The organism is Chryseobacterium lacus (assembly GCF_003336205.1).
GTDB classification, from domain to species: domain Bacteria; phylum Bacteroidota; class Bacteroidia; order Flavobacteriales; family Weeksellaceae; genus Chryseobacterium_A; species Chryseobacterium_A lacus.
The window spans coordinates 138,513-165,123 of the sequence record NZ_QPIE01000005.1; the positions used below are offsets into that span (position 1 = coordinate 138,513).

General features: G+C 38.6%; 26 protein-coding genes. 19 read left to right on the top strand and 7 right to left on the bottom strand.

Features of this window, described 5'->3' with window-relative positions:
- Nucleotides 1-93: 93 nt before the first annotated feature.
- Nucleotides 94-1,602 carry a F0F1 ATP synthase subunit beta gene (gene atpD, locus DQ356_RS07805; RefSeq protein ID WP_114303924.1) on the top strand — a complete coding sequence of 503 codons (1,509 nt, stop codon included), beginning with the start codon at nucleotides 94-96 and terminating at the stop codon, nucleotides 1,600-1,602.
- Nucleotides 1,603-1,657: 55 nt separating this feature from the next.
- Nucleotides 1,658-1,939 (top strand): F0F1 ATP synthase subunit epsilon, encoded by a 282-nt coding sequence (locus DQ356_RS07810; RefSeq protein ID WP_114303925.1) that lies wholly within the window; start codon nucleotides 1,658-1,660, stop codon nucleotides 1,937-1,939.
- A 51-nt stretch (nucleotides 1,940-1,990) separates the two neighbouring features.
- Here DQ356_RS07810 and DQ356_RS07815 read toward each other — a convergent pair whose 3' ends face one another.
- Nucleotides 1,991-2,626 (bottom strand): hypothetical protein, encoded by a 636-nt coding sequence (locus DQ356_RS07815; protein ID WP_126723258.1) that lies wholly within the window; start codon nucleotides 2,624-2,626, stop codon nucleotides 1,991-1,993.
- Between the two features lie 151 nt (nucleotides 2,627-2,777).
- Here DQ356_RS07815 and DQ356_RS07820 point away from each other — a divergent pair, with 151 nt between their 5' ends.
- From DQ356_RS07820 to DQ356_RS07830, 3 genes are all read left to right on the top strand, one after another.
- A complete protein-coding gene (locus DQ356_RS07820) occupies nucleotides 2,778-4,130 on the top strand; it encodes a DEAD/DEAH box helicase (protein ID WP_114303927.1) in 1,353 nt (450 codons plus the stop codon).
- Between the two features lie 115 nt (nucleotides 4,131-4,245).
- On the top strand, nucleotides 4,246-7,074 hold the full coding sequence (uvrA, locus tag DQ356_RS07825; protein ID WP_114304060.1) for an excinuclease ABC subunit UvrA: 2,829 nt from the start codon (nucleotides 4,246-4,248) through the stop codon (nucleotides 7,072-7,074).
- A 70-nt stretch (nucleotides 7,075-7,144) separates the two neighbouring features.
- Nucleotides 7,145-7,471: a hypothetical protein gene (locus DQ356_RS07830; protein ID WP_114303928.1), complete on the top strand. Its 327-nt coding sequence runs from the start codon at nucleotides 7,145-7,147 to the stop codon at nucleotides 7,469-7,471.
- A gap of 22 nt (nucleotides 7,472-7,493) precedes the next feature.
- Here DQ356_RS07830 and DQ356_RS07835 read toward each other — a convergent pair whose 3' ends face one another.
- Entirely contained in the window at nucleotides 7,494-7,829 is a 336-nt protein-coding gene (locus DQ356_RS07835) for a DUF4286 family protein (protein WP_114303929.1), read from the bottom strand.
- Nucleotides 7,830-7,974: 145 nt separating this feature from the next.
- Here DQ356_RS07835 and gyrA point away from each other — a divergent pair, with 145 nt between their 5' ends.
- Entirely contained in the window at nucleotides 7,975-10,632 is a 2,658-nt protein-coding gene (gyrA, locus tag DQ356_RS07840) for a DNA gyrase subunit A (RefSeq protein WP_114303930.1), read from the top strand.
- Nucleotides 10,633-10,669: 37 nt separating this feature from the next.
- Complete coding sequence (locus DQ356_RS07845) at nucleotides 10,670-12,052, top strand: tetratricopeptide repeat protein (RefSeq protein ID WP_114303931.1); 1,383 nt, start codon at nucleotides 10,670-10,672, stop codon at nucleotides 12,050-12,052.
- A gap of 51 nt (nucleotides 12,053-12,103) precedes the next feature.
- Here the strand turns inward: DQ356_RS07845 and DQ356_RS07850 are convergent, their stop codons facing one another.
- Both DQ356_RS07850 and DQ356_RS07855 read right to left on the bottom strand, forming a co-directional pair.
- Nucleotides 12,104-12,958 carry a nucleoside phosphorylase gene (locus tag DQ356_RS07850; RefSeq protein WP_114303932.1) on the bottom strand — a complete coding sequence of 285 codons (855 nt, stop codon included), beginning with the start codon at nucleotides 12,956-12,958 and terminating at the stop codon, nucleotides 12,104-12,106.
- Between the two features lie 32 nt (nucleotides 12,959-12,990).
- A complete protein-coding gene (locus tag DQ356_RS07855; RefSeq protein WP_114303933.1) occupies nucleotides 12,991-13,314 on the bottom strand; it encodes a translation initiation factor in 324 nt (107 codons plus the stop codon).
- Between the two features lie 98 nt (nucleotides 13,315-13,412).
- Between DQ356_RS07855 and gpmI the strand changes: the two genes are divergently transcribed.
- The 6 genes from gpmI (at nucleotide 13,413) to DQ356_RS07885 (ending at nucleotide 18,738) form a co-directional block, all read left to right on the top strand.
- A complete protein-coding gene (gpmI, locus tag DQ356_RS07860) occupies nucleotides 13,413-14,942 on the top strand; it encodes a 2,3-bisphosphoglycerate-independent phosphoglycerate mutase (RefSeq protein ID WP_114303934.1) in 1,530 nt (509 codons plus the stop codon).
- Nucleotides 14,943-15,039: 97 nt separating this feature from the next.
- Nucleotides 15,040-16,017 carry an acyl-ACP desaturase gene (locus DQ356_RS07865; RefSeq protein ID WP_114303935.1) on the top strand — a complete coding sequence of 326 codons (978 nt, stop codon included), beginning with the start codon at nucleotides 15,040-15,042 and terminating at the stop codon, nucleotides 16,015-16,017.
- Nucleotides 16,018-16,092: 75 nt separating this feature from the next.
- Nucleotides 16,093-16,524, top strand: a complete 432-nt coding sequence (locus DQ356_RS07870) for a BT0820 family HAD-type phosphatase (protein WP_114304061.1) — start codon at nucleotides 16,093-16,095, stop codon at nucleotides 16,522-16,524.
- 101 nt (nucleotides 16,525-16,625) lie between these two features.
- Entirely contained in the window at nucleotides 16,626-17,087 is a 462-nt protein-coding gene (locus DQ356_RS07875) for a hypothetical protein (protein ID WP_126723260.1), read from the top strand.
- A 73-nt stretch (nucleotides 17,088-17,160) separates the two neighbouring features.
- Nucleotides 17,161-17,970 (top strand): type I methionyl aminopeptidase, encoded by an 810-nt coding sequence (gene map / locus DQ356_RS07880; protein WP_114303937.1) that lies wholly within the window; start codon nucleotides 17,161-17,163, stop codon nucleotides 17,968-17,970.
- A complete protein-coding gene (locus DQ356_RS07885; RefSeq protein WP_114303938.1) occupies nucleotides 17,971-18,738 on the top strand; it encodes a class I SAM-dependent methyltransferase in 768 nt (255 codons plus the stop codon).
- Here the strand turns inward: DQ356_RS07885 and DQ356_RS07890 are convergent, their stop codons facing one another.
- Nucleotides 18,739-19,434, bottom strand: coding sequence for a T9SS type A sorting domain-containing protein (locus DQ356_RS07890; protein ID WP_114303939.1), 696 nt, complete (start codon nucleotides 19,432-19,434; stop codon nucleotides 18,739-18,741).
- A gap of 108 nt (nucleotides 19,435-19,542) precedes the next feature.
- Between DQ356_RS07890 and era the strand changes: the two genes are divergently transcribed.
- From era to purF, 6 genes are all read left to right on the top strand, one after another.
- A complete protein-coding gene (era, locus tag DQ356_RS07895) occupies nucleotides 19,543-20,418 on the top strand; it encodes a GTPase Era (protein WP_114304062.1) in 876 nt (291 codons plus the stop codon).
- 62 nt (nucleotides 20,419-20,480) lie between these two features.
- The gene (locus tag DQ356_RS07900; protein WP_114303940.1) at nucleotides 20,481-20,909 is read left to right on the top strand and encodes a DoxX family protein; all 429 of its coding nucleotides are present in this window, start codon (nucleotides 20,481-20,483) and stop codon (nucleotides 20,907-20,909) included.
- A 104-nt stretch (nucleotides 20,910-21,013) separates the two neighbouring features.
- Nucleotides 21,014-21,619 carry a SatD family protein gene (locus DQ356_RS07905; RefSeq protein ID WP_114303941.1) on the top strand — a complete coding sequence of 202 codons (606 nt, stop codon included), beginning with the start codon at nucleotides 21,014-21,016 and terminating at the stop codon, nucleotides 21,617-21,619.
- A gap of 3 nt (nucleotides 21,620-21,622) precedes the next feature.
- Nucleotides 21,623-22,321, top strand: a complete 699-nt coding sequence (locus DQ356_RS07910) for a DUF3307 domain-containing protein (RefSeq protein WP_114303942.1) — start codon at nucleotides 21,623-21,625, stop codon at nucleotides 22,319-22,321.
- A gap of 25 nt (nucleotides 22,322-22,346) precedes the next feature.
- Nucleotides 22,347-23,069: a phosphoribosylaminoimidazolesuccinocarboxamide synthase gene (purC, locus tag DQ356_RS07915; protein ID WP_114303943.1), complete on the top strand. Its 723-nt coding sequence runs from the start codon at nucleotides 22,347-22,349 to the stop codon at nucleotides 23,067-23,069.
- Nucleotides 23,070-23,109: 40 nt separating this feature from the next.
- Entirely contained in the window at nucleotides 23,110-24,606 is a 1,497-nt protein-coding gene (gene purF / locus DQ356_RS07920) for an amidophosphoribosyltransferase (RefSeq protein WP_114303944.1), read from the top strand.
- 66 nt (nucleotides 24,607-24,672) lie between these two features.
- Here purF and DQ356_RS07925 read toward each other — a convergent pair whose 3' ends face one another.
- A complete protein-coding gene (locus tag DQ356_RS07925) occupies nucleotides 24,673-25,275 on the bottom strand; it encodes a porin family protein (RefSeq protein ID WP_114303945.1) in 603 nt (200 codons plus the stop codon).
- Nucleotides 25,276-25,491: 216 nt separating this feature from the next.
- Nucleotides 25,492-26,532 carry a 3-dehydroquinate synthase gene (gene aroB / locus DQ356_RS07930; RefSeq protein ID WP_114303946.1) on the bottom strand — a complete coding sequence of 347 codons (1,041 nt, stop codon included), beginning with the start codon at nucleotides 26,530-26,532 and terminating at the stop codon, nucleotides 25,492-25,494.
- Nucleotides 26,533-26,611 lie beyond the last annotated feature (79 nt).

Genomic DNA, 26,611 nt, shown 5'->3' on the forward strand with positions numbered 1-26,611 from the left:
AAATTTGAGTGCAAATATGATAAAAATCTTCTTTTGAAGCAATTGCAGGATCAGTAAATATCCCTATATTTGCACACAAGAAAAAATTTAGTAATGGCAAACCAAATTAAAGGAAAAATTTCTCAAATTATTGGCCCGGTAATCGACGTTGTTTTTTCAGAAGTGGAAGAACTTCCGAGCATTTATGATGCACTGGTGGTGACAAAAAATAATGGTGAAAAACTCATTCTGGAAGTAGAACAACATATTGGAGAAGACGCAGTAAGGTGTATCGCAATGGATGCTACAGACGGATTGCAAAGAGGTCAGGAAGTGATCGCATCCGGAAGACAAATCACGATGCCTACCGGCGAATCTGTATACGGAAGACTCTTCAATGTAGTGGGTGATGCGATTGACGGACTTCCCGAAGTTTCAAATAACAACGGTTTGCCGATTCACAGAGAAGCTCCAAAATTTGACCAGCTTTCGACTTCGGCTGAAGTACTTTTCACAGGAATTAAAGTAATCGACCTTATTGAACCTTATGCAAAAGGAGGAAAAATCGGTTTGTTCGGTGGTGCCGGTGTAGGTAAAACCGTATTAATTCAGGAGTTGATCAATAATATTGCAAAAGGCCACGGTGGTCTTTCCGTATTCGCAGGAGTAGGGGAAAGAACCAGAGAAGGAAATGACCTTTTGAGAGAAATGCTGGAATCCGGCATTATTAAATATGGCGAGGAATTCATGCATTCTATGGAAAATGGCGGTTGGGATCTTTCCAAAGTTAATCTTGAAGAAATGAAAGATTCTAAATGTACTTTCGTTTTCGGACAGATGAACGAACCTCCAGGAGCAAGAGCAAGAGTGGCACTTTCTGGCCTTACCATTGCGGAAAATTTCCGTGACGGTGACGGTGCTGGACAAGGAAGAGACGTGCTTTTCTTCGTAGATAATATTTTCCGTTTCACACAAGCCGGTTCTGAGGTATCCGCACTTCTTGGGCGTATGCCTTCTGCGGTAGGATATCAGCCAACGCTGGCGTCAGAAATGGGTGCGATGCAGGAAAGAATTACTTCCACAAAAAACGGTTCTATTACTTCCGTACAAGCGGTTTATGTTCCTGCGGATGACTTGACTGACCCCGCTCCGGCAACAACATTTGCCCATTTGGATGCTACTACAGTATTGGACAGAAAAATTGCCTCATTAGGAATTTATCCTGCAGTAGATCCTCTGGCTTCTACTTCAAGAATCCTTACTCCGGAAATTTTAGGAGAAGAGCATTATAATACAGCACAAAGAGTAAAAGAAATTCTTCAGAGATATAAAGCGCTTCAGGATATTATTGCGATTCTGGGTATGGAAGAACTTTCCGAAGAAGATAAACTGGTAGTGTACCGTGCAAGAAAAGTACAGAGATTCCTTTCTCAGCCTTTCCACGTTGCAGAGCAGTTTACAGGAATTCCGGGGGTTTTGGTAGATATTAAAGATACCATCAAAGGATTTAACATGATTATTGATGGAGAATTAGATCATCTTCCAGAAGCAGCTTTCAACCTGAAAGGAACCATTGAAGCAGCCATCGAAGCCGGACAGAAAATGTTAGCAGAAAACGCATAAACTGCTTCTGGCTTATTGCCAATAGCGATTAGCCAAAAGCCAAAAGCAATTTATAATGAATATAAAAATTTTAACTCCTGAATTTGTAGTTTTTGACGGCGATGTAAAATCTGTTTTACTGCCTGGAAAAAGCGGTGAATTTCATGTGATGAAAAATCACGCAGCCATTGTTGCTTCATTAAAAAACGGTAAAATAAAACTTTACACTGATAAAATTAATGAGAAGTTCGCTGAAAAATTCAAGAAAGAAAATGAAAAAGAAAGTGTATTTTCTTTCAAAATAAAAAGTGGAGTCATGGAATTCAGCAATAATAAAGGAATTATCCTTGCTGAATGAGGAGATCCAACTACTGATCAAGAAGAAGCTGCCCGATAAGAGCAGCTTCTTTTATTTTGGCCTAAAATCTTTCTCCATCAATCGGTGATAGAAATAGGATTTTTCAAACCGTAAAGTATCGGGATACTGATAATTTTCTTTGGTGTTTTTAATCAAATTATATTTAATAAAAAACGGAACTTTCTCATACGTATTTCCTAATACTACCGCTACCGAATCTCCCTCCCAATATCCTTCCTCTATCCGAAACGACGGTCCGAAAAATCCGATTTGTTGCACTTTTTTTTCGGGAATATTCACCAGATTCACCTGTTGATCGGCTTCAAAACTGGGAGTTCCTCTTCCGTCCAATTGCCAGTGATAACTGTCGAAATCCAGATATTGTGTTTTACTTTCATTATACACTAGAAATGGCTCATAGATTTGATTGAACTGAGTTTCGAAATTTCCCGGTACATAGCCTCTCGTAAAAGCGATTTCCGAAGTTCCAGAGAGTGAGAATTTATCAAAAGAAAAGTCGGGATTGGTAGTCTTATAAAAAGAAATCCATCGCTGAAGTGTTTCGGATTCAGTCTTTTTCAAGGTATCAGTTTTGGTTGGAACGATAGCCGTGGAGGAAACCTGCTCGTTTTTCTTGTTGCAGCTGCTCAGGAGAATACCCAAAGCCAAAAAAGTGGAATATCTCATTTGATTTTTTTTAAACTTTTTAATTATGAGTGAAATTACAAAAAAACACAGACATGAATGCTGTTCGTTTTCTTTACAAAAAATTAATTTCTGTACATTTGCCGCATGAAAGATGCGGGTTTCCGTACCAAATTCTAAAAATTCACTGTTCATGAGTACCACCTTTGCTGATTTTGATTTGCCCGAAAAAATTCTTGACGTTTTAGCAGATTTAGAACTTTTCGAACCTACACCTATTCAGGAAAAAAGTTTCAAACCCATCCTTTCTGGGCGCGATATTATGGGAATTGCCCAAACTGGAACTGGAAAAACCCTAGCTTATCTGCTTCCCGTTTTGAAAATGTGGAAATACAACAAATCAGGAAATCCTACGGTGCTTGTTTTGGTTCCAACGCGAGAATTGGTCGTTCAGGTATCCGAAATTTTGGAAAATCTTACTCAATATCTTAGTGCAAGAGTAATCGGAATTTATGGTGGTAAAAATATCAATACCCAAAAACTTCTCTTCAAAGATGGCTGTGATATCCTCGTAGGAACACCTGGAAGAGTGATGGATCTGGCGATCGACAACGCTATTTCGCTAAAGGAAGTTCAAAAACTTATTATTGATGAGTTTGATGAAATGCTGAACCTCGGATTTCGGCCGCAGCTCACTCATATTTTTGAAATGATGAAGGCAAAACGCCAGAACATTCTTTTTTCGGCAACCATGACGGAAGCAGTGGATGACATGTTGGAAGAATATTTCGCTAATCCAATAGAAATTTCTCTTGCAAAATCGGGAACTCCATTGGAGAAAATAGAACAAACGGGATATCGTGTTGTTAATTTCAATACTAAAATCAATTTGCTGAAATATCTTTTAGAAACCAATGACGATATGTCTAAGGTTTTAATTTTTACCAATAATAAAAGACACGCCGATTTGCTGTTTACCAAAATTGATGAATTTTTCCCTGAAGATTTCGACATTATTCATTCCAATAAATCCCAGAATTACCGGCTGAAAGCCATGAAAAAATTTGAGGACGAGGAAATCCGTGGATTAATTACTACGGATGTGATGGCCAGAGGATTGGATATTTCAAATATTACCCACGTAATTAATTTTGAAATTTCCGAAGTACCGGAACAGTATATCCACAGAATCGGAAGAACTGGACGTGCAGACAAAGACGGAAAATCTCTCGCATTCATTACAGAGAAAGAAGAACCATTGCTTTTAGAAATTGAGGTATTGATGGATAAGGAAATTACGCTGCTTCCGTTTCCTGAGGAAGTGAAAATAAATCCCCAGAAAATCGCTTCTGAGCAAGAGGAAGTCAAAATGAAAAATGCGCACACTGTGAAAATTATTGAAGGTGGCGGTGCTTTTCATGAGAAAAAAGATAAAAACAGGAAAGTAAATCTTGGCGGACCTCACAAGAGAAATCCACCAAAAAATAAACCAGGAAGCAACCGTGCACAAGCCAAATCACGAAGCAAAGCGAAACGGAAAAAATAGAGACAACCTACTTTCTCAATTTAATTTGCGTTCTGATCTTACAATTTAATTCCGATAATTATTCCGTAATTTTGCAAAATTCTTGGTTTCAGAAAAACCGGGAATCATTTTTACAATGGCAGAAAATAAAGAATATATAGAAGTTTACGGTGCCCGTGAACACAATCTGAAAAATATTGATGTAAAGATTCCACGAAATGAGCTGGTGGTCATCACCGGTTTATCGGGAAGTGGAAAATCTTCTTTGGCTTTCGATACCATTTTTGCTGAAGGCCAGCGCCGGTATATCGAAACTTTTTCAGCCTACGCCAGACAATTTTTGGGCGGGTTGGAACGCCCTGATGTGGATAAAATTGAAGGCTTGTCGCCGGTGATTGCTATCGAACAAAAAACCACCAACAAAAATCCACGTTCTACAGTGGGTACTGTTACTGAACTTTATGATTTTCTCCGTTTGCTGTTTGCCCGAGTTTCCGATGCGTATTCCTTAAGCTCCGGGAAAAAACTGGTGAGCTATACCGAAGATCAAATTCTGGAGACGATTAAAGAAAATTTTAGAGGTGATAAAATAATGCTTTTGGCTCCGGTAGTGCGTTCCCGGAAAGGACATTACCATGAACTTTTCGTTCAGATGGCCAAAAAAGGTTACGGACAAGCAAGAATTGACGGTGAAATTCAGGATATTGAATACGACCTGAAACTCGACAGGTATAAAACCCACGATATTGATATTGTGATCGACCGTTGGATTATCGGCGAAAATGCTACCGAAACGAGAATGGAACAATCTCTTCGCACAGCAATGGATATGGGCGAAGGCATTATCGGAATTCAAAAGCTGAACAGCGACGAAGTTCATTATTTTTCGAAAAATCTAATGGATGACGATACAGGACATTCTCTCGCCCTGCCGGAACCCAACACTTTTTCTTTCAATTCCCCGAAAGGAAGTTGCCCGAATTGCAAAGGGCTGGGAACCATAAAAAAAATCAATACCGATTATTTTGTGGGAAATCCCAAACATTCTATCAATCAAGGTGCGCTGTTGCCGTTGGTGGATATAAAAGGCAATAATTTTCTGCTTAGCCAGATTAAAAATATTCTTGAGATTTTTAACAAAAATCTCTCTACACCTTTTCAGGATATCCCCAAAGAAGCTTTGGATCTCATTTATTACGGAGCCAAAAGAGAAGTAGGAGTAGAACTGAAACACGCAGGAATTACTAAAAAAATAAAAATCAATTTTGGTGGATTGGTTCCTTTTCTGGAAGACATTATTGCAGATAAAGAAAGCTATTATAGCACTTCGTTGGCGCGCCAATACACCACAGAAGAAATTTGCACCAAATGTGGAGGAGCCCGTCTCCATCCCGAAAGTTTAAGTTTTAAAATAGACGGTAAAAATATTGCCGAAGTAAGTGCACTTTCTCTGGCCGATTTCAAGGAATGGTTACAGGAAGTAAGGCCTAAATTTTCAAAGAAAAACAGCATTATCGCTCATGAAATTTTAAAAGAAATTGAAACAAGGCTTCAGTTTTTATTGGATGTTGGTCTGGAATATCTAAGTTTGAGCAGAAGTTCCAGAACACTTTCAGGCGGAGAATCCCAGCGAATTCGGCTGGCTACACAAATCGGCTCACAATTGGTGAACGTGCTCTATATTTTGGACGAACCTTCCATCGGACTTCATCAGAGAGATAATGAACGGCTGATTGCATCACTTAAAAATCTGCGGGATATTGGAAATTCGGTGATCGTGGTAGAGCATGACAAAGAGATGATTCTGGAAGCGGATCATGTGTTGGATATCGGCCCTAAAGCAGGAAAATACGGTGGTGAAATCCTTTGGCAGGGATCTCCTGATGAATTGGCAAAGGCTGATACCATCACTGCAGATTATCTGAACGGCAGAAAAAAAATTGAAGTTCCGACAGAGCGCAGAAAAGGAAATGATAAAAAAATCGTACTGAAAGGAGCTAGCGGCAATAATCTTAAAAATGTAAACCTCGAAATTCCTTTGGGAAAACTCGTTGTTGTTACCGGTATTTCGGGAAGCGGGAAATCGTCGCTTATTAACGGAACGCTGTATCCCATTTTGAATCAACACTTTTACCGAAGCATTCAGGAACCTTTACCTTATAAAAAGATAGAAGGAATTGACAATATTGATAAAATTGTAGATGTGGATCAAACTCCAATCGGAAGAACACCACGATCGAATCCAGCTACTTACACCGGAATGTTTTCAGTGATTCGGAACCTGTTTGCAGAACATCCCGAAAGTAAAATACGAGGCTATAAACCGGGAAGATTTTCATTTAATGTAAAAGGCGGACGCTGCGAGACTTGCCAGGGTGGAGGTCTGAAAGTAATTGAAATGAATTTTCTGCCAGATGTATATGTCCACTGCGAAACCTGCAATGGTAAACGTTTCAACCGCGAAACGCTGGAAGTTCGATACAAAGGAAAATCGATTTCTGATGTGCTGGAAATGACCATCGATGAAGCCGTTCAATTCTTTCAGCCCATTCCGAAAATTCACAGTAAAGTAAAAACACTTCAGGATGTTGGTTTAGGTTATATCACTTTGGGACAGCAGTCTACAACGTTAAGTGGAGGAGAAGCACAACGTATTAAATTGGCAACGGAACTTTCCAAAAGACAAACAGGAAATACACTCTATATTCTTGACGAACCTACGACTGGTCTTCACTTTGAAGACGTCAAAATACTGATGGATGCCATCAATAAACTCATTGATCTCGGAAATTCTTTCATTATTATCGAACATAATATGGATGTGATAAAACTGGCAGATCACATTATTGATATCGGACCCGAAGGTGGAAAACACGGCGGAACTATAGTAACAAAAGGAACTCCGGAAGAAATAATAAAAAGCAGAAAATCGCTGACGGGAAAATTTTTGAAAAAAGAATTGTAACTTTCTGCCACTTCGTTTGTCAGTTTGGCATCAACATTGAAATCTTGATGAGAACTTTAAAATTTGTAAAATGAAAAATGTTTTCAAAATATTATTAGGTGCAGGATTGCTTTTTGGGGTTGCTTCATGTGGCACAGTCAATGATCCTTACAACAATAACGGAAGAGTTTATCGCGCACCGGATGGCACAGTGTACCGACAAGGCGATGTGTACACCGATAGAAACGGAAGTGTGTATCAAAACGGGCGTATTGTGGCGAGAGCACACGGAAATCACAAAACTAAAAGATTACCACCCGGACAAGCGAAGAAAATTTATGGTGGGAAAGCAACAGATTATGCTCCCGGACAAACAAAAAAGCATAAGAAATTCAAGAAAAATAAAAAGAAGTATTAAAAAATGTACACGAAGCAGCGGATTATTTCGCTGCTTTTTGTTTTTTGAATGTGTTACTTTTGGGATTTAGAAGCGTGCTGAAAACCATTACTTCTGTACCAAATTTTTTTGTAATTCTTTCTTCAATATTCAGCAGTTCACTTTCTAAGAAATCCCGGCGAAGCGTTTCAGTGGAAAAAAACAGAAGCAAATTCGTATTATTACCTTCTCTAATCATCTCGCTTTCCACTTCAGAAACAATATATTGTTCTACATCCATCAGGTTTTCCACCAAATTCACGAGTTCGTTTTCTGTATATTCCTGCCATTGGGCAAAAGCGTTTTCAGTACTGTGAAACGTAAGGCTTAAGATGTTCATTTTCTATAAAATTTTATGATCCTTGTGGATAAATTATAGCACAAAAATCGGTATTTTTTCGTAAATTCGTGCGTTATTATAATTTTAAAAAATAAGGAAAATTTTCATAGATTTTAATCTGTTGAAAATCATTTAAAAAAAGAATATGAATACAGAAGGAGAAAGGTTAATTCCGATCAATATTGTTGATGAAATGAAATCTTCTTACATCGATTATTCGATGTCGGTGATTGTTTCCAGAGCACTTCCGGATGTGCGCGACGGGCTGAAACCTGTTCACAGAAGAGTACTGTACGGAATGTACGGATTGAATGTTTTTTCCAATAGAAAACATTTGAAATCAGCAAGAATTGTAGGGGATGTTTTGGGTAAATACCATCCGCACGGCGATAGATCCGTATACGATGCCATGGTAAGAATGGCGCAGCCCTGGAGTTTGAGATATACTCAGGTGGACGGACAAGGTAACTTCGGTTCTATGGACGGAGATCCGCCTGCAGCGATGCGATATACCGAAGCCCGCCTGAAGAAAATATCTGACGAAATTCTGGCCGATCTGGATAAAGAAACCGTGGATTTTCAGAACAACTTCGATGATTCCATGACGGAACCAACCGTCCTTCCTACTAAAATTCCCAACCTTCTGGTGAATGGCGCCTCCGGTATTGCTGTAGGAATGGCGACCAATATGGCTCCTCATAACCTTTCTGAGTCCGTTGATGGGATTTGCGCTTACATCGATAACCGCGATATTACCATTGATGAACTGATGCAGCATATTATTGCCCCGGATTTTCCAACCGGCGGCATTATTTATGGTTATGACGGCGTTCGTGATGCGCTACATACGGGAAGAGGCCGAATCGTAATTCGAGCAAAAGTTAATTTTGAAGAAGTAGGAAACCGAAATGCGATCATTGTTACTGAAGTTCCTTATCAGGTAAACAAAGCAGAGATGATCATCAGAACTTCTGAGTTAGTAAAAGAAGAAAAAATTCCCGGAATTTACGAGATTCGTGACGAGTCCGACAGAAGAGGAATGAGAATCGTTTATGAATTGAAAAACGATGCTATCCCCAATGTAGTACTCAATCTTCTGTATAAATATACAGCACTTCAAACGTCTTTCAGTGTGAATAATATCGCATTGGTTCATGGCAGGCCGGAGCAGCTGAACCTGAAAGATATTATCAAACATTTCGTGGCACACCGACATGAAGTTGTGGTGCGCAGAACAGAATTTGAACTGAAAAAAGCACAGGACCGTGCCCATATATTGGAAGGCTTCATGAAGGTCATTGCGACTCAGGAAAGCCTGGATAAAGCGATTGCCATCATCCGTAACAGTTCCAATCCTCAGCAGGCAAAGGAAGGCCTTATTAATGAATTTGAACTTTCTGATATTCAGGCTCAGGCGATTCTGGACTTGAGGCTTGCCCGACTTACGGGAATGGAACTCGATAAAATCCGTGCTGAATATGAGGAAATTATGGCATTCATTAATGATTTGAAAGATATTCTAGCGAACGAAAGCAGAAGATATGAAATCATTAAGGAAGAGATGCAGGAGATCAAAGAAAAATATGGTGACGAAAGAAGAACAGAAATAGATTACGCTGGTGGAGACATGTCCATCGAGGATTTTATTCCTAATGAAAATGTGGTGGTTACCATTTCTCACGCCGGTTATATTAAAAGAACTTTGCTTTCAGAATACCGTATCCAGAGCAGAGGCGGCGTAGGAAATAAAGCGGCAACAACCCGTGAAGAGGACTTCCTGGAATACATTGTTTCCGCAACGAATCATCAGTATATGCTTTTCTTTACCGAAAAAGGAAAATGTTACTGGCTAAGAGTTTTTGAAATTCCTGAAGGTTCGCGTACAGCCAAAGGACGGGCGATTCAGAATCTCATTAATATTGAGCCGGATGATAAAGTGAAAGCTTATATCCGGACCAATGATTTGAAGGATGAAGAGTATGTAAATCAGATGAATGTGGTGATGATTACCAAAAATGGAACGGTGAAGAAAACCTCTCTGGAAGCCTATTCCAGGCCTCGTACCAACGGAATTAACGCCATTGAAATCAGGGATAATGACCAGCTTTTGGGAGCCAGACTGACCGATGGTAATTCAGAAATTATGATCGCAACCAAAAATGGAAAATGTATCCGCTTCCCGGAAGAAAAAGCACGTGCTGTCGGCCGTGGTTCTATCGGAGTTCGGGGAATTACATTGGAAGATAATGATGAAGTAATTGGAATGATTATCGCAGAAGATGTGGCCAACGAAAGTGTGCTGGTAGTTTCTGATAAAGGTTACGGAAAAAGAACTGCTGTGGAAGATTACAGGATTACCAACCGTGGCGGAAAAGGTGTTATCACGCTTAATGTTACCGAAAAAACAGGAAATCTTATTGCGATCCAGAATGTAAAAGATGGCGATGGATTAATGATCATTAACAAATCCGGTGTAGCGATTCGAATGAGTGTGGATGAACTACGGGTAATGGGAAGAAATACCCAGGGAGTGAAATTAATCAACCTGAAAAACAACGACGAAATTGCCGCAATTGCTAAAGTAGAAATGGATAAGGAAGTCGAAGAAGCAGAACTTGAAACTCCTGAACTTCCCGTAAATAATGTGGACAGCAGCAATCCTGAGTTTAAAGATGCACCACAATCGGGTGACAATTCATTTACCAATATGGGCGATGAAAATTATATGAAAAAGATAGAAAAAGAAGAAGAAAAGGAAAATAAAAAAATAGAAGAAAACCCGGAGAACGACGATGAAGAGTAATCGACGATCTCAAAACAAATTTTAAAAATATAAAGCAATGAAAAGAATAATCTTAAGCCTGACATTGATTTCTGCGACCTTAGTTTTCGCTCAGAAAAAAGAAATCAATGCCGCATTCAAAGCTATCGAATCCGGTGATGTAGGCACAGCACAAGCTCAAGTGGCCGCCGCAGAAGCTCAATTAAACGGCAAATTGGAGCTGCTGGAGCCTGAACTTCTTGAAAATTATTATTTTGCCAAAGGACTTTCACTTCTCCGATCAGGGAAAACCACTGAAGGCGCATCTTATCTTGTCAAGATCAATGATTTAGCAAAATCTAAAGTATATACCGGCAGAGATGCTGACAAAAACAGAGTGCATTTCGTAGGAAAATCTGCCGCAGATGCATCAGGAATTTCTGGCCTGAAAGAAGAAAGTTACACTCCAAAAAATACAGCAAAGTTAGCCGCAATCCTGGATCCTGTTATTCAGGCTGCTAATAAAACAGCGATGGATTCTTACAATGCTAAGAATTATGGATTAGCAGCCGACAAATTCAGAGAATCCTATAATCTTCTGAAAGCGTTCGGTCAAACCAGCGGACAGTTGCTTTACAATTCCGGATTGAGCTATATTTCTGCGAAAAACAACAGCAAGGCCATCGAGGTTTTCAAAGAATTAACAGACAGCGGATATACGGGCGTTGAAACTACTTATACTGCAAAAGAAAAATCAACCGGAACAGTGCAGCAATTCGACAAAGCAACCTGGGATGCACTGAAAAAAAGTAATGAATTTACTGACTTTAAAACTGAAACATCCAAAAGTATTGAACAGGAATTGCTTGAAACTTATGCAGCACTTCTGGTAGAAGAAGAAAGATTTGATGAAGCTCTGGCCGTATTGGATAAAGCTGTTACGAAGTTTCCAAAAAATAACAAATTGGCAGAACTGCAAAGCAATACGTACTATAAAGCAGGAAAAACCGATGAGTTTACAGCAGCCCTTAAAAGAAATCTCTCATTGAATCCCAATGATGCAGTGAGCTGGTATAATTTAGGAGTTTTGCAAAGCAAAGATCCGGCTGCGAAAAAAGACGCTGAAACGGCTTTTAGAAAAGCTCTAGAATTGGATCCTAAAATGTCAAGTGCTTACATGAATCTCACTTATTTGATTATGGGTGATGATGAAAAAACCATAAATGAATACAAAGCTTTGCGGGATTCCGGAAAAACAGATCAGGCAAATAAAGTGATGGATGCAAGACGTGAAAGATTCGAAAAAGCAATTCCAGTAGCTGAAGCTTGGTATGCGAAGGAACCTAATAATATTGACGTAGTCACTTTATTAAAAGGAATGTACCAAACCACCCGTAACGAAGCTAAGAGAAAGGAATTTAAAGAAAAAGAAGATATGTTGCTGAAAGCTCAGGGAAAATAAAAATACACCAAAAAAGAAAGCCGTTTCAGTTTTTGAAACGGCTTTTTTATTTTAAGGAATGATCCTTTCCAACACCCATTCTATCATTTTCTTTTCAGAAGCATGATGATCAGAAGCAAATTCACCGCGCCTTCTGTTGGCGATTACATTATTCACTGTCAATGCTTTATGTCCCAAAAGTTTTGATAAACCGTAGATTGCGGAGGTTTCCATTTCAAAATTACTGACTCCTAAATCGTTGAGCGTTTCCAGAAAACGGTCATCCAAAGCTTTCAGACGCAGCTGCCTTCCCTGTGGTGCATAGAAACCCGGAAATGTAGCCGTATTTCCGTGGTATTTTGCATCCTGATAGTAATCGGAAATATCCTCAGCCCAATCCGAAAAATACAGCATTCCTTTGATATTTTCATAAGGAAATTTAGCCATAAAATTTCGTGAAAATGAATTTTCAAACTCATAATCCGCATAGAAACGAAGCAGTCCGTCCAGTCCCACCACATTTTGTGTCACCAGCATTTGATCCACTTCCACATCAGGATTTACAGATCCGCAGGTTCCCAACCGGAAAAGTTCCAGTGAAGTGTGCTCAGACTTGAATTCTTTGTTTTTCAAATCAATATTTACCAAAGCATCCAACTCGTTCATCACGATGTCAATATTTTCGGTACCAATTCCGGACGACATCACGGTGATTCTTTCTCCGCGTAAAATTCCTGTGTGAGTATAGAATTCTCTTTTATTTTTTTTGATTTCAATTTTATCAAAATATTCGGAAACTTTCGGAACCCTGTCCGGATCTCCTACCAGAATGATCTTCCCGGCAATATCCTCAGGAAGAAGATTCAGGTGATAAACGCTTCCGTCTCCGTTCAGTACGAGTTCAGAAGCTGCAAGTTTATTCAGCATAATTATATTTTTATTTTTTTAAAAGATGATTTTTATCCGCCTACGCGTTTCGTTTTATAGCCCAAATCCTGAAGTATTTTCATGATTTTATCACGGTTATCACCCTGGATAATAATAATTCCGTCTTTCTCTGAACCGCCGATTCCGAGTGTCGTTTTTATTTTTTTTGAAAGATTTTTCAAGTCTTCATCTGTGCCTTCAAATCCTTCTATCAAAGTGACGGGTTTTCCATTTCTTCCTTTTTTTTCAAATTTACAAATGAGGGCTTCTTTCTGCTCGAATTTTTCTTCAGGAATTTGAAAATCCTGCTCTTCATGCTCAGGAAAAAGGTTTTTCAGTTGGTCGCGTAAATCCATTTTTTATTCACTACTAAAAAGTAAAATTAAGAATTATTATGATGAGTAAGAAATAATAAATGTTTTAATATTCTTAAATTTGTCTGAAAATAATTTGAATGGCTAAGAAAGCGTTACTGGCAATATTGGATGGTTGGGGTTTAGGAACAGATCCTCAAATATCAGCAATTGCCGCTGCGAAGACTCCTTTTATGGATCGTTGTTATCAGGAATTTCCACATACTACACTGGAAGCCAGCGGACTTGCGGTAGGATTGCCATTTGGGCAAATGGGAAATTCTGAAGTCGGACACATGAATCTGGGCGCGGGCAGAGTGGTTTATCAGAATCTTGTCCGGCTGAATATGGCGGTTGATAATGCTACTTTAGGAAAAGAAAACACCATTACACAAGCGTTTGAATACGCATTGCTTCATAATAAAAAAGTCCATTTTATCGGTTTAGCTTCCGATGGCGGAGTTCATTCTCACATTAATCATCTGAAAGGGTTGTTGACGGCGGCTCACGAATACGGAATTTCTGACCGGGTTTTTGTTCATGCTTTTACCGACGGCCGTGACTGTGATCCACATTCGGGGAAAGGTTTTATCGAAGATCTTCTGAATCACATGAAAATTACTGGCGGAAAATTGGCCTCAGTCATCGGAAGATATTATGCGATGGATCGGGATAAACGGTGGGATCGTGTAAAATTAGCTTATGATGCGATGGTGAACGGAATCGGGCACATGACTCACGATGTACTTCAGTCTATTAAAAATTCTTATCAATTAGATGTTACTGATGAATTCCTGAAACCAATTATTCAGCTTCGCGAAAGCCGTTTACCAATGGCTACTATTGAAAACGGGGATGTTGTTTTCTGTTTCAATTTCCGCACAGACCGCGGAAGAGAAATCACCGAAGCTTTAACGCAACGGGATTTTCCTGAGTTCGGGATGCACAGATTGCCTCTGTATTATGTCACTATGACCAATTATGATAAGGATTTCTCCGATGTAAGGGTTGTTTTTAATGAAGATATTCTTACGGGGACTTTAGGCGAAGTTCTGGAAAAAAATGAAAAATCACAGATTCGGGTTGCAGAAACTGAAAAATATCCACACGTTACTTTTTTCTTTTCCGGAGGTCGGGAAGAACCTTTTGATAATGAGAAAAGAATTCTTTGTCCAAGTCCGAAAGATGTGCCGACGTATGATTTCAAACCGGAAATGTCTGCTTATGAAATAACAGCGCAAATTCTCCCGGAAATCACTGGCGAAACAGCTGACTTTATCTGTTTAAATTTTGCCAATGCAGATATGGTAGGACATACCGGAGTGTTTTCAGCAGCTGTGAAAGCAGCGGAAACCGTAGATGAGTGTATAGAAAAAGTGGCTTCCACAGCATACGAACACGGATATACGGTTTTCATCCTTGCCGACCACGGAAACAGCGATGTCATGATCAATCCCGACGGATCGCCCAATACACAACATTCTACCAACTTGGTTCCGCTGATTGTGATGGACAAAGAAAAACGATGGAACCTGAAACCCGGCAAACTGGGAGATGTTGCGCCTTCTATACTTCACGTGATGGGATTAGAAATCCCGGAAATCATGACCGGAGATGTCATTGTATCGTGAAAATTAAAGGTAAATATATGATTTAAGGATAATTTTATAAGCCCAATCGTTTCTTTTGATGTATTTTTGTAGCTAATAATAATTCAATTTATAATAGATGTATAACCAATTAGTTCGGCTGGAGGTGATGAAAAACATTGGGAAAGAAGTTGATTCTTTCATGAAGAAATACCTTACTCCGGTAGAAAAAATATGGCAGCCTTCTGATTTTTTACCTGATCCGTCAAGTGAGGAATTCAAACATGACTTGGAAGAAATTCAGACTTTTGCTCATGAAATGGATTACGATGTTTTTGTAACTTTAATAGGCGATTGTATCACGGAAGAAGCCCTTCCAAGCTACGAAAGTTGGATTATGGGAATAGACGGTGTAGATCAGGAAAACGGAAACGGATGGAGCAGATGGGTGAGAAGTTGGACTGCTGAAGAAAACCGCCACGGCGATCTTCTGAACAAATATCTATATCTCTGCGGCCGTGTGAATATGCGTGAAGTCGAAATTACCACACAATATCTTATCCAGGATGGCTTCGATCTCGGAACCTCTATGGATCCGTACCGGAATTTTGTTTATACCAGTTTTCAGGAAACTGCTACCAATATTTCTCACCGTCGGGTGGGTACTTTTGCCAAACAAACAGGAAATAAAAAATTAGCGAAAATGTGTGCTGTAATTGCAGCTGATGAAGCCCGACATGCCAAAGCTTACAAGAATTTTGTAGAAAGAATTTTCGAATTGGATCCATCAGAAATGATGCTGGCTTTTGAAGATATGATGAGGAAAAAAATCGTAATGCCTGCCCATCTGATGAGGGAGAGCGGACAAAAAGCCGGTGAACTTTGGTCACATTTTTCCGATGCTGCACAACGCTGTATGGTGTACACTGCTCAGGACTATATTGATATTTTGAAAGAGTTGCTGGAAGATTGGAAAATAGAACATATTGATGGTTTAAATGTTCAGGCACAAAAAGCCCAAGAGTATTTAATGAAATTACCTGGAAGACTTCAAAGGGTAACCGACAGAATTTCTACACCAGATCTTGAGTATCAGTTTAAATGGATAAAAAGCTAATTAAGTTAAAGCGATATTGAGCCGGAAATTGTCCGGCTCTTTTTTTATCTTTGCAAATCTGAATAATATAAAATGTTGAAAAGCAATAAGAAACTCGCTATAGATTTTGACGGAACCATCGTAGATGATGCATATCCGGGAATTGGAAAACCCAAAACCTTTGTTTTTGAAACCCTCCGGAAACTCCAGAGTGAAGGTTATCGTTTAATTCTTTGGACGTATCGTCATGGCGACAGCCTGCGTGATGCCGTAGAATTTTGCCGAAAAAACGGAATTGAATTTTATGCTGTGAACTCCAGTTTTGAAGGGGAAATATATGATAGCGAAAACGCATCTAGAAAAATAGATGCTGACCTCTTTATTGATGACAGAAACTTAGGCGGATTCCCGGGTTGGGGCGAAATTTATAATATTATCAATGAGCGAATAGAGTTCCGTGTGGACGGCGGAGAAGTTCTGGCTTATTCCAAATTAAAAAAAGAAAAGAAAAAAGGCTTGTTCTGGTAAAATTTTTTATTTACATTTGATGAACTAATTAAAACATAATACCAATGAAAACAAAAAAATTATTCAGCACAGCTCTGTTGCTTTTACTGGGTTGTTTACTCGTGTTTAGTGTAGGATGCCGGCCAACCGATGATGATGATGATGACGATGATCTTGATCATATTGAACTTGTAAAAGGACAATCCCTTATCGAAGCCCAAATTACAGGTCACATGACCGCCAACTTTAAGTCTCATGTTAATTTCAGTACTGCTACAGTTTCCTCCGGCTACATTACGTTAGCAGGCTCCGATGGTACCAGTACCGCTTTTACAATTATGCTTCCCCAAAACATTGGTGAAGGTTCCTATACCATGAGTGATAATGCGATTGGAATAGGTACTCAATTTGGATACGTGAGTCCTAACTTTAGCTATGTGGCGTCCAAAAATCTTAGTTCCAACATCAATATTACCATCACAGAGTCCGGTAATGGTATTATAGAAGGTTATTTCTTTGGGGAAATGAAAAATTTAGACGGAGATATTATTGACGTTGATGTAGATTTTATAGGAGCTTATTAACGAATTATTAACGACCAATATGATGATATTTGCCTGCAGCATTTTCTGCAGGCATTTTTTTATCTTTGCATTTATGATTATTTTAAAAACAATGGAAGAACTTCGGTTGATGCGTGAAAGTGCTCAGCTTGTTTCCAAAACTTTAGGAATGGTAGCTAAGGAAATAAAACCCGGAGTTACTACCAATTTTATAGATACCATCGCTGCCGAATATATTCGGGATCACGGTGGCGAACCTGCCTTTTTAGGAATGTACGGGTTTCCAAAGAATCTTTGTATTTCACCTAACTCGGAAGTCGTCCATGGCATTCCCAATGATAAACCTTTGGAAAACGGAGACATCCTTTCGGTAGACTGCGGTGTGTATATGAATGGATTTTACGGAGATCATGCTTATACTTTTGAAGTAGGAGAGACAGATCCGGAAACAAAAAAACTTTTGAAAATAACAAAAGAATCTCTTTATAAAGGCATTGAACAGTGTGTTCGGGGCAAAAGAGTGGGCGATATTTCTTTTGCTATTCAGTCGCATTGCGAAGCGCAGGGTTATGGTGTTGTTCGGGAGTTGGTTGGACACGGTTTGGGAAAAAAAATGCACGAAGATCCACAAGTTCCCAATTATGGAAAAAAAGGAAGCGGAAAAGTCTTGAAAGACGGCATTGCCCTCGCCATAGAACCGATGATTAACCTTGGAACCGAAAAAGTAAAATTTCATGATGACGGTTGGACAGTAACGACTCTTGATGGGAAAAATTCTGCACATTACGAACACAATGTTTGCATTATTCAGGGGAAACCGGTTTTGTTGTCCACTTTCAAATATATTTATGAAGCACTCGGAATTCAAAGTAATGAAGAAGATGCGTTTACAATGGAATTTTAGATGAAAAAAATCATTAAATTCCTTTTAAACAAAATTCCGCGGCCGTGGCTTATTTCCGCCAGTGTTATTGCGCGTCCTGTTATTTATCAATTTTATAAAGGAAATAATTTCACCGATCCTATTGATGGAAAATCGTACCGAAAATTTTTATCTTATGGATATGGAAAACAACGGGAAAATGCCCTTTCTCCCGGAACTTTAAGCCTGGAAAGACACCGCCAGATGTGGCTTTACCTGAAAAATGAAACCGATTTTTTCACTAAAAACTACAGGGTTTTGCACATCGCTCCCGAACAGGAATTTCTTCGGAGATTTAAAAAAATGAGGAATCTTGATTACATTTCTGCCGATCTCTATTCACCGATTGTGGATGTAAAAGCCGATATTCTTAACCTTCCTTTTCAGGATAACAGTTTTGATATTGTCATTTGCAACCATGTTCTGGAGCATATCGAAGACGACAGAAAAGCGATGAGTGAACTGTACAGAGTCATGAAAAAAGGAGGTTGGGGCATTGTTCAGGTTCCTATGAAAAATTCCCTGAAAAAAACTTATGAAGATTTTACAATAAAAGATCCGAAAGAAAGGCGGAAACATTTCGGGCAGTACGACCATGTCCGATGGTACGGAATGGATTATTTTGACAGGCTCAAAAGTGTGGGTTTCGAAGCAGAAGCCAACTTCTACTCCAGAAAATTTTCCGAAGAAGAAATAAAGCGTTTCGGGTTGTTGAAAAATGAAATTCTGCCTTTGGTTTTCAAAAATTAATTATTCTTTCAGGAAAAACTGTGAAGGGTAAGACTCAATCTTCAACAGGTATTGTCCTTTCGTGAAGTGCTGAATGTTAATGCTCATTTTTTCCTTACTCATTGAGGATTCCAGCAGTTTCCCTGATAAATCAAAGATCTGAACTTTCTTGTTTTTTTCTACATTTTCAATATGAATCTCTTCAAGTGCAGGATTGGGAAAGATCCGAAACCCTGGTTTCATTTCAGCTTCCCTGTTGCTCAGGTAATAATTGTTGTAATACACTTTATTCCCGTTATTCGGATTTGAAATGATTAATGTTTTATTGGTTCCGTTGTTAATAATTTGGTAAGGATGGGTGGTGCTTCCTCCTAGAATTTGGCAATGTTTGTCATCAAAATCATTTACCGCCACGTAATTATTTCCAAAATAATACTGAAGCGTACAGGAAAAACCGTTCGCTGTAGTAAAAGTGTCGGTGGATACAAAGGTTACGTCATTTGCAGCTGAGGTGTTGAAATACTTACTGTAAAATTGATACTGACCGTTTCCACTCGGAGTGAATTGAGAAGGCTGTAAGGTGTGGTCACTTACAGGCCTTATAATGGTTTGGCCGCTCCATTCTATTTGCGAAACGTACCAGTCATTCGTTACCAAGTCAGGCTGTTGTGCGAAAAACATCTGACTGAACAAGAGAAATAATAAAGTTTTTTTCATAGCAAATTTTTCATAAAGTTAATAAATAAAGTAATCGCTTTGCCAATATTGTTGACTATTTTTCATTCAACCGTTTTGTTTCATTAACTTTGTATTTTTACAATGAATATGCATAAATCAGGATTTGTCAATATAGTCGGAAAACCCAATGCAGGAAAATCTACGCTCCTGAATCAGCTGATGGGCGAGAAATTGGCCATCGTTACTCAAAAAGCGCAAACCACCCGTCATAGAATATTTGGAATTTATAACGAGGAAGATCTTCAGATCGTTTTTTCAGATACTCCGGGCGTTTTGGATCCTAAGTATGAACTGCAGGAAAAAATGATGGATTTCGTGAAGGACAGCCTTCAGGATGCAGATGTTTTTCTGATGATTATCGACATCAATGATCGAGGTGAACCTTCCGAATTTCTGATTGAAAAACTGAACAAAATTCCCGTTCCGGTGCTTATTCTCATTAATAAAATTGATGAATCTAACCAGGAAAGTATGGAGAAAGTCATTGAATTCTGGCATGGGAAAATTCCAAAAGCTGAAATTCTGCCCATCTCCGCATTACAGGGTATCAATACCGATTTAATACTGCCTAAACTGAAATCTCTGCTTCCAGAAAATCCGCCGTATTATGACAAAGACCAATTCACCGACAAATCTGAACGTTTTTTCGTAAATGAAGCCATCCGCGAAAAAATTCTTTTGAATTATGAGAAAGAAATTCCTTATTCTGTGGAAGTGGTAACAGAACAATTCAAGGAAAAAGAAGGAATTATTTTCATAGATTCTATTATTTATGTAGAAAGAGATACCCAAAAAGGTATTGTTATAGGACATAAAGGTGAGGCCATCAAAAAAGTGGGAATACAGGCGAGAGAAGACTTGGAGAAATTTTTTCAAAAAAAAATACATCTCAATTTATTTGTGAAAGTAAAAAAAGACTGGCGAAAAAACGATCGGGATCTGAAAAACTTCGGTTACAGGTAATATTTAACGTCTCACGTCTTTTTTAAAGGATTTTTATACATTTGTTTAAACTTTTTGTACGCATGAATTATTTTACATCAATCAGATCTAACCCTCAAATTACAGACATAGTGCTGTTGGTGGTAAGGATTTTCATTGGATTTGCAATGATTTCGCACGGTTATCCTAAACTGGATAAGCTTTTAGGAGACGAGGAAGTCCAGTTCTTTAGTTTCATGGGTCTTAGTCCGGCGGTATCTTTAGGCCTCGCTATTTTTTCAGAATTTGTTTGTTCTATATTCATTATTTTAGGTTTGTTTACAAGATGGGCGGTGTTTTTCCTCCTTATTACCATGGCTGTTGCGGGACTTATTGTTCATGGTGCAGATCCGTTCAGCGACAGGGAAATGGCTTTGCTGTATCTTGCTAATTATCTGATGATTTTCGCTTTTGGGCCAGGAAAATATTCCATAGATTCTATGATTAGCTTAAGAAAACAAAGCAGATGGTAAGCTTTAAATCTTTGTTTTTATAAGTTATTTACCTTATAAAGACCCACAATAAGCAAATCACCTTATATTTTTAATTCATAAGTATTTTTACTTATATTTGCAGGATGATTGCGGTAATTACCGGAGATATTATCAACTCTCAGCAGGCTGAAGCGGAGCTTTGGATGCAGAAACTGAAAACACTGTTCAGAAGTTGGGCGCAAACTCCTTCTGAATGGGAAATATACAGGGGAGACGAATTCCAGTACAAATGTGCTATAGATGAAGTTTTCACCAAAATCATTCTGATAAAATCCCTCGTCAAAACTTTTGAAAATCTGGATGTTCGTCTGGCTGTAGGAATAGGAACGGAGATTTTCAGTTCAGAGAAAATTACAGAATCCAACGGCTCAGCGTATGTTAATTCCGGAAGATTGTTGAATGAAATAAAACTGAACGGACGAACCCTCGCCATTAAAACGCCTAACGAAAACATCAACACAGATCTTAATATTCTCTTCCAGTGGACGTCACTGGATTTTGATAGTTGGACGGCGGTTTCCGCAGAAATCATTCATATTTTTGCACAGGATTCTACCCTCAGTCAGGAACAGGTAGCCAATCAACTCAATATATCTCAATCTTCTGTCAGTCAGCGTCTCAAAAGAGTAAATTATGATTTAATCACGATGACTGATAGGTATTTTAGAAAAAAAATTTCGCAGCTTTAACGGATGATTTTTACACAACTTATACTGGCTCATATCATCGGAGATTTCATCTTACAGCCGGGAAAATGGGTTGTCCGCAAAGAAGAAAAAAAAACAGCAAGCAAGGAATTGTACTGGCATGTTTTTATTCATACAGCACTGAGTTTTATTCTTCTGTGGAATCTGGAGCTGTGGTGGATGGCCGTGATTATCGGAATTTCTCATTTCATTATTGATGCGCTCAAACTTCATCTTCAAACCAATAAAACAAAGAAAGCAGCGTTCTTTTTAGATCAGGGTGCTCATCTTTTGGTTATTTTAATGATCTCCTTTTCCATCGGAGAAATTGATTTCAATTTTCTTCACGATCCGGAGTTCCTGAAAACCCTCACTGTGATGGTTTTTCTCACTTTTCCGGCATCGGTAATCATCAAAATATTGCTCTCCTCGTGGATTCCGGAAACGCAGGAAATTAATAAAGTACAGACCGAAAGTCTGGTGAATGCCGGAAAATATATCGGTATCTTAGAACGTTTGCTGGTTTTTACCTTTATCGTTACTGAGCATTGGGAAGGAGTGGGATTTATGATTGCGGCGAAATCCGTTTTCAGGTTCAGCGATCTAGCCGAAGCCCGACAGAGAAAGCTGACCGAATACGTACTGGTAGGAACATTGCTGAGTTTTGGAATTGCCGTGATCGCAGGAATTATAGTGAAATTATAATATAAAAATTGATAAAAATTAAATTATGATAAACAAGGGGAATATGCTTTATGAAGGAAAAGCAAAACAAGTGTTTGAAACTGAAAACCCTGAAGAAGTGATCGTACGTTTCAAAGACGACGCAACGGCATTTAACGCACAAAAGAAAGGCCAGTTTGACCTGAAAGGCGAAATGAACAATGCTATTACCACGTTAATTTTTGAATACCTCACGGAAAAAGGAATACCAACCCATTTTATCAAACAGCTGAATGAAAGAGAGCAACTGGTAAAAAAAGTGTCTATTATTCCTTTGGAAATGGTGGTTCGCAACTATACCGCCGGAAGCATGGCACAAAGATTAGGCGTGGAAGAAGGCATTAAATCACCAGTAACCATTTTCGATATTTGTTATAAGAAAGACGAACTCGGAGATCCGTTGATCAATGATTATCACGCGATATTTCTGGGAGCAGCAACCCGCGAAGAGCTGGATGAAATGTACAAACTGACAGGAAAAATTAACGAACTCCTGATAGAACTTTTCGGCAAAATGAATATCATACTGGTAGATTTTAAAATTGAACTTGGAAAAACATCAGACGGTAAGATAATTCTTGCCGATGAAATTTCTCCCGATACCTGCAGGCTCTGGGATAAAGATACAATGAAAAAGCTCGATAAAGACCGTTTTCGGAGAGATCTGGGCGATGTTACAGAAGCGTACGTTGAAATCTACGAACGTTTGAAAAAAGTACTTAATAAATAATAGAGATTTGCAGCCTGAATAAATAAGCCTGCATAAAAAAATGAAAAATTCAGAACAATTACAGAAAAGTAATTATTTACAACAGTTTCAAAACCGGCCCTATGGAAGGAATCTGTTTCGGACCGAAGAAGAAGAAAATACGGATGGGCCTGAAGAAGAATGTGGAATTTTCGGATTGTATTCAGAGCATGATGTAGATACATTTTCGCTTTCCCAGTTTGGCTTATTTGCCTTGCAACACAGAGGGCAGGAAGCCTGCGGAATTTCGGTGGCTAAAAATGGAAAAATATTCAATATAAAAGATGAAGGCCTGGTGCTGGATGTTTTTAAAGATATTGAAAATCCTGAAAATTTCATGGGAAATTCAGTCATCGGACACACAAGATATACAACGGCCGGAGACAAGAAAAAATACAATTTCCAACCTTTTTTTGCGAAAAATGAATATGACCAAATTATTCTATCCATCGCACACAACGGAAATCTCACCAATGCCAAACAACTGAAAAAAGAGTTGGAAGAAGAAGGCGTTGTTTTTAAAGCTACGTCCGATTCGGAAGTCATTCTTCGTTTGATTCAGAAGAATCTGGATCTTGGATTGCGGGGTGCCATCAAAGAAACCATGGAAAAAATTCAGGGTGCGTATTCGGTAGTAGGAATTACCCGAAATAAATTTTTTGCTTTCCGGGATTTTCATGGCATACGTCCGTTGGTTTTGGGAATGATGGATGACAAAACCTTTACTGTAGCATCCGAAAGTGCTGCACTGGACGGAATCGGGGCGAAATATGTACGCGATATTAAACCTGGCGAAATTGTTTACACCAGCGATCATGAGAAAGGGCTTCAGAGTTTTATGGTAAAAGAAAACTGCGAACTAAGAATCTGTTCCTTTGAATATATTTATTTTGCAAGGCCCGATTCACAATTGGAAAACATCAACGTATATGATATTCGTGAAAAATCAGGCGAGAAAATTTGGGAACAGGCTCCGGTAGATGCAGATATCGTCATCGGTGTTCCGGACTCCGGAGTTCCGGCAGCCATCGGTTTTTCCAGAGCATCAGGTATCCCGTTTCGTCCTGTTTTGGTGAAAAATCGCTATATCGGACGTTCATTTATTGTGCCGACACAGGAAATGCGCGAAAGAATTGTTAATCTGAAACTGAACCCAATCATTTCTGAAATTCGGGGCAAAAGAGTAGTGATTATCGATGATTCCATCGTTCGCGGAACAACGTCTAAACGTCTTGTAAAAATTATGAAAGACGCCGGAGTGAAAGAAATTCATTTCAGAAGCGTTTCTCCGCCCATTATCGCGCCGTGTTTTTTAGGAATTGATACGCCTTCAAAGGATGATTTAATTTCCGCTAACATGACAAAGGAGGAACTTAGGAAGTATCTGGGTGTAGACAGTCTGGAGTTTCTGAGTATGGAAAATCTCAAAATTATTTTAGGCTCTTCAAACCATTGTTTTGGTTGTTTTACCGAAAAGTATCCAGTGGAAAAAGGAGAAGATGAAGGATTATTCCAATAAAATATTAAGCGAAAAACAGACCGGCCAGGAAAAAATCCTGGCCGGTTCTTTTATAGAGATTGTGTTTTAGAATTTATAAGCTAATCCTACTTGAAAAGCGTTGTTCTTAACAGAACTTCCTGTCGGACGGTCTTTCGCAATGTCTGTAAATCCTGCTACATATCTTGCCGTCAAACCAATATTTGGGGTGAAGTAATATCCTGCACCTAATCCTAATCCGAAGTTGAAACTATTCAAATCATCTTTGTAATTTCTTGATTCATCAATTACGTTGTTGGTATCTTGATTCGTAAGCTTATTTTTAGCACTTACCAACAAACCAAATTCAGGCCCGGCTTCTAAATAAAACGACGGAGTAGCGTTGTATTGGAACATTACGGGCAATGCGATGTAATCCAGATTTCTGGTGAATGAATAATTGTTTCCTAAAACATTGGCGTTGTACTTATCCCCGTATTGGGTGTAAATAAGCTCTGGTTGTATACTGAAATTTGCTGCTATCGGCGCATTCATAAACAAACCTGCATTAAATCCAATTTTTGATTTCTGATTTTCTAAACCTTCTTCAGATGAAAGTGATGATACATTCATTCCGGCCTTAATTCCAAACTGCTGTGCAAATGTTAAAGAACTCATTGCGATGGCAGCTCCTAAAAATAACTTTTTCATAATTTTCAATTTTAGTTAATCCAATTTTTAAATTTTACTGTAGTCCTGTAAAAACCTCAAGGTTCCTTTTATTCAAGACGCTTGGTAACTTTCAAATTGTTTGCCAAACCAAAATTATAAGCGATGTTATGCTTTGTTTTAGGTATTCAAAATGCTGTTAATCAGAAAGCTAAATCGCATTAAAATAATTATGAAATGAATCCGATTTTGATAGTTTTAATACAGGTTTTTATAGTAATTCAAGCTTTTGAGGATAGAATTTTCTGAACATTGCTGATTAAAAATACAACTTCCGATTCCATTAATCAAACTAAAATTAAACGTAGAACCTGAGTTCTTTTTGTCCTGTTGCATCAGTCTTAACAAGTGTCCGAAATGGTTTTCTTCAATAGAAAGCTGAGGGAAATATTTTCTGATTTTTAAACTTATTGAATCTAACAGTGTTTCAGAAATAAGATTTTGCTCAAAAGAAAGGTATATTTCGCACAACATCCCTGCTGCTATGGCTTCACCGTGGGCAATGGGAGTCTCTTTCTGTAGAAAAAAACTTTCTATCGCATGTCCGACAGTATGGCCAAAATTTAATGTTTTCCGAATATTTTCTTCGTGAAAATCCTGCTCTACAATCCTGTTTTTAATGGCGGTGGAAGCACTGATAAACGGAGTTATTCCTTCTGAAGTCAAGTTTTCAAGCGAAGTTAATTGTAACCAATGTTCAGCATCAGCAATTAAGCCGTGTTTCAGCATTTCGGCAAATCCGCTTCTGAGTTCGCAGAAAGGTAGCGTTTTCAGAAAATCAGGATAAAGAAATACTTTTTCTGGCATCGCAAAAGTACCGATCATATTTTTTAAAGAATGTAAATCGACCCCGGTTTTTCCGCCTACTGCAGCATCGCACATGCCTAATAATGAGGTTGGAAGATTGATAAAACGAATTCCTCTTTTGTAAGTTGAAGCCACGAAACCACCTAAATCTGTGATAACGCCGCCACCGAGATTAAAAAGCAAAGATGATCTGTCGGCTTCGTATTCTGCGAGAATTTCCCAAAGTTGAAGCGCAGTTTCTATGGTTTTCATTTCTTCGCCTGGATCTATTTCAATAATTTCAAAAGGAAGATCGGTTTGCATATTTCCCAATAAAACAGGCAGGCAATGATGGTGCGTATTTTCATCCGTAAGAATAAAAATTTTGCTGATGTGCTGCTGTTTTAAAAACACATTGAGTTGGGAAAATTCATGGTCAAGAACAGAAATCATATTGTATTTTCGTACAAAATTAAACATTATAGTTATTGAAAATGCAGTAAGGTTCCCGTTTAAATTAATTATCTTTGCA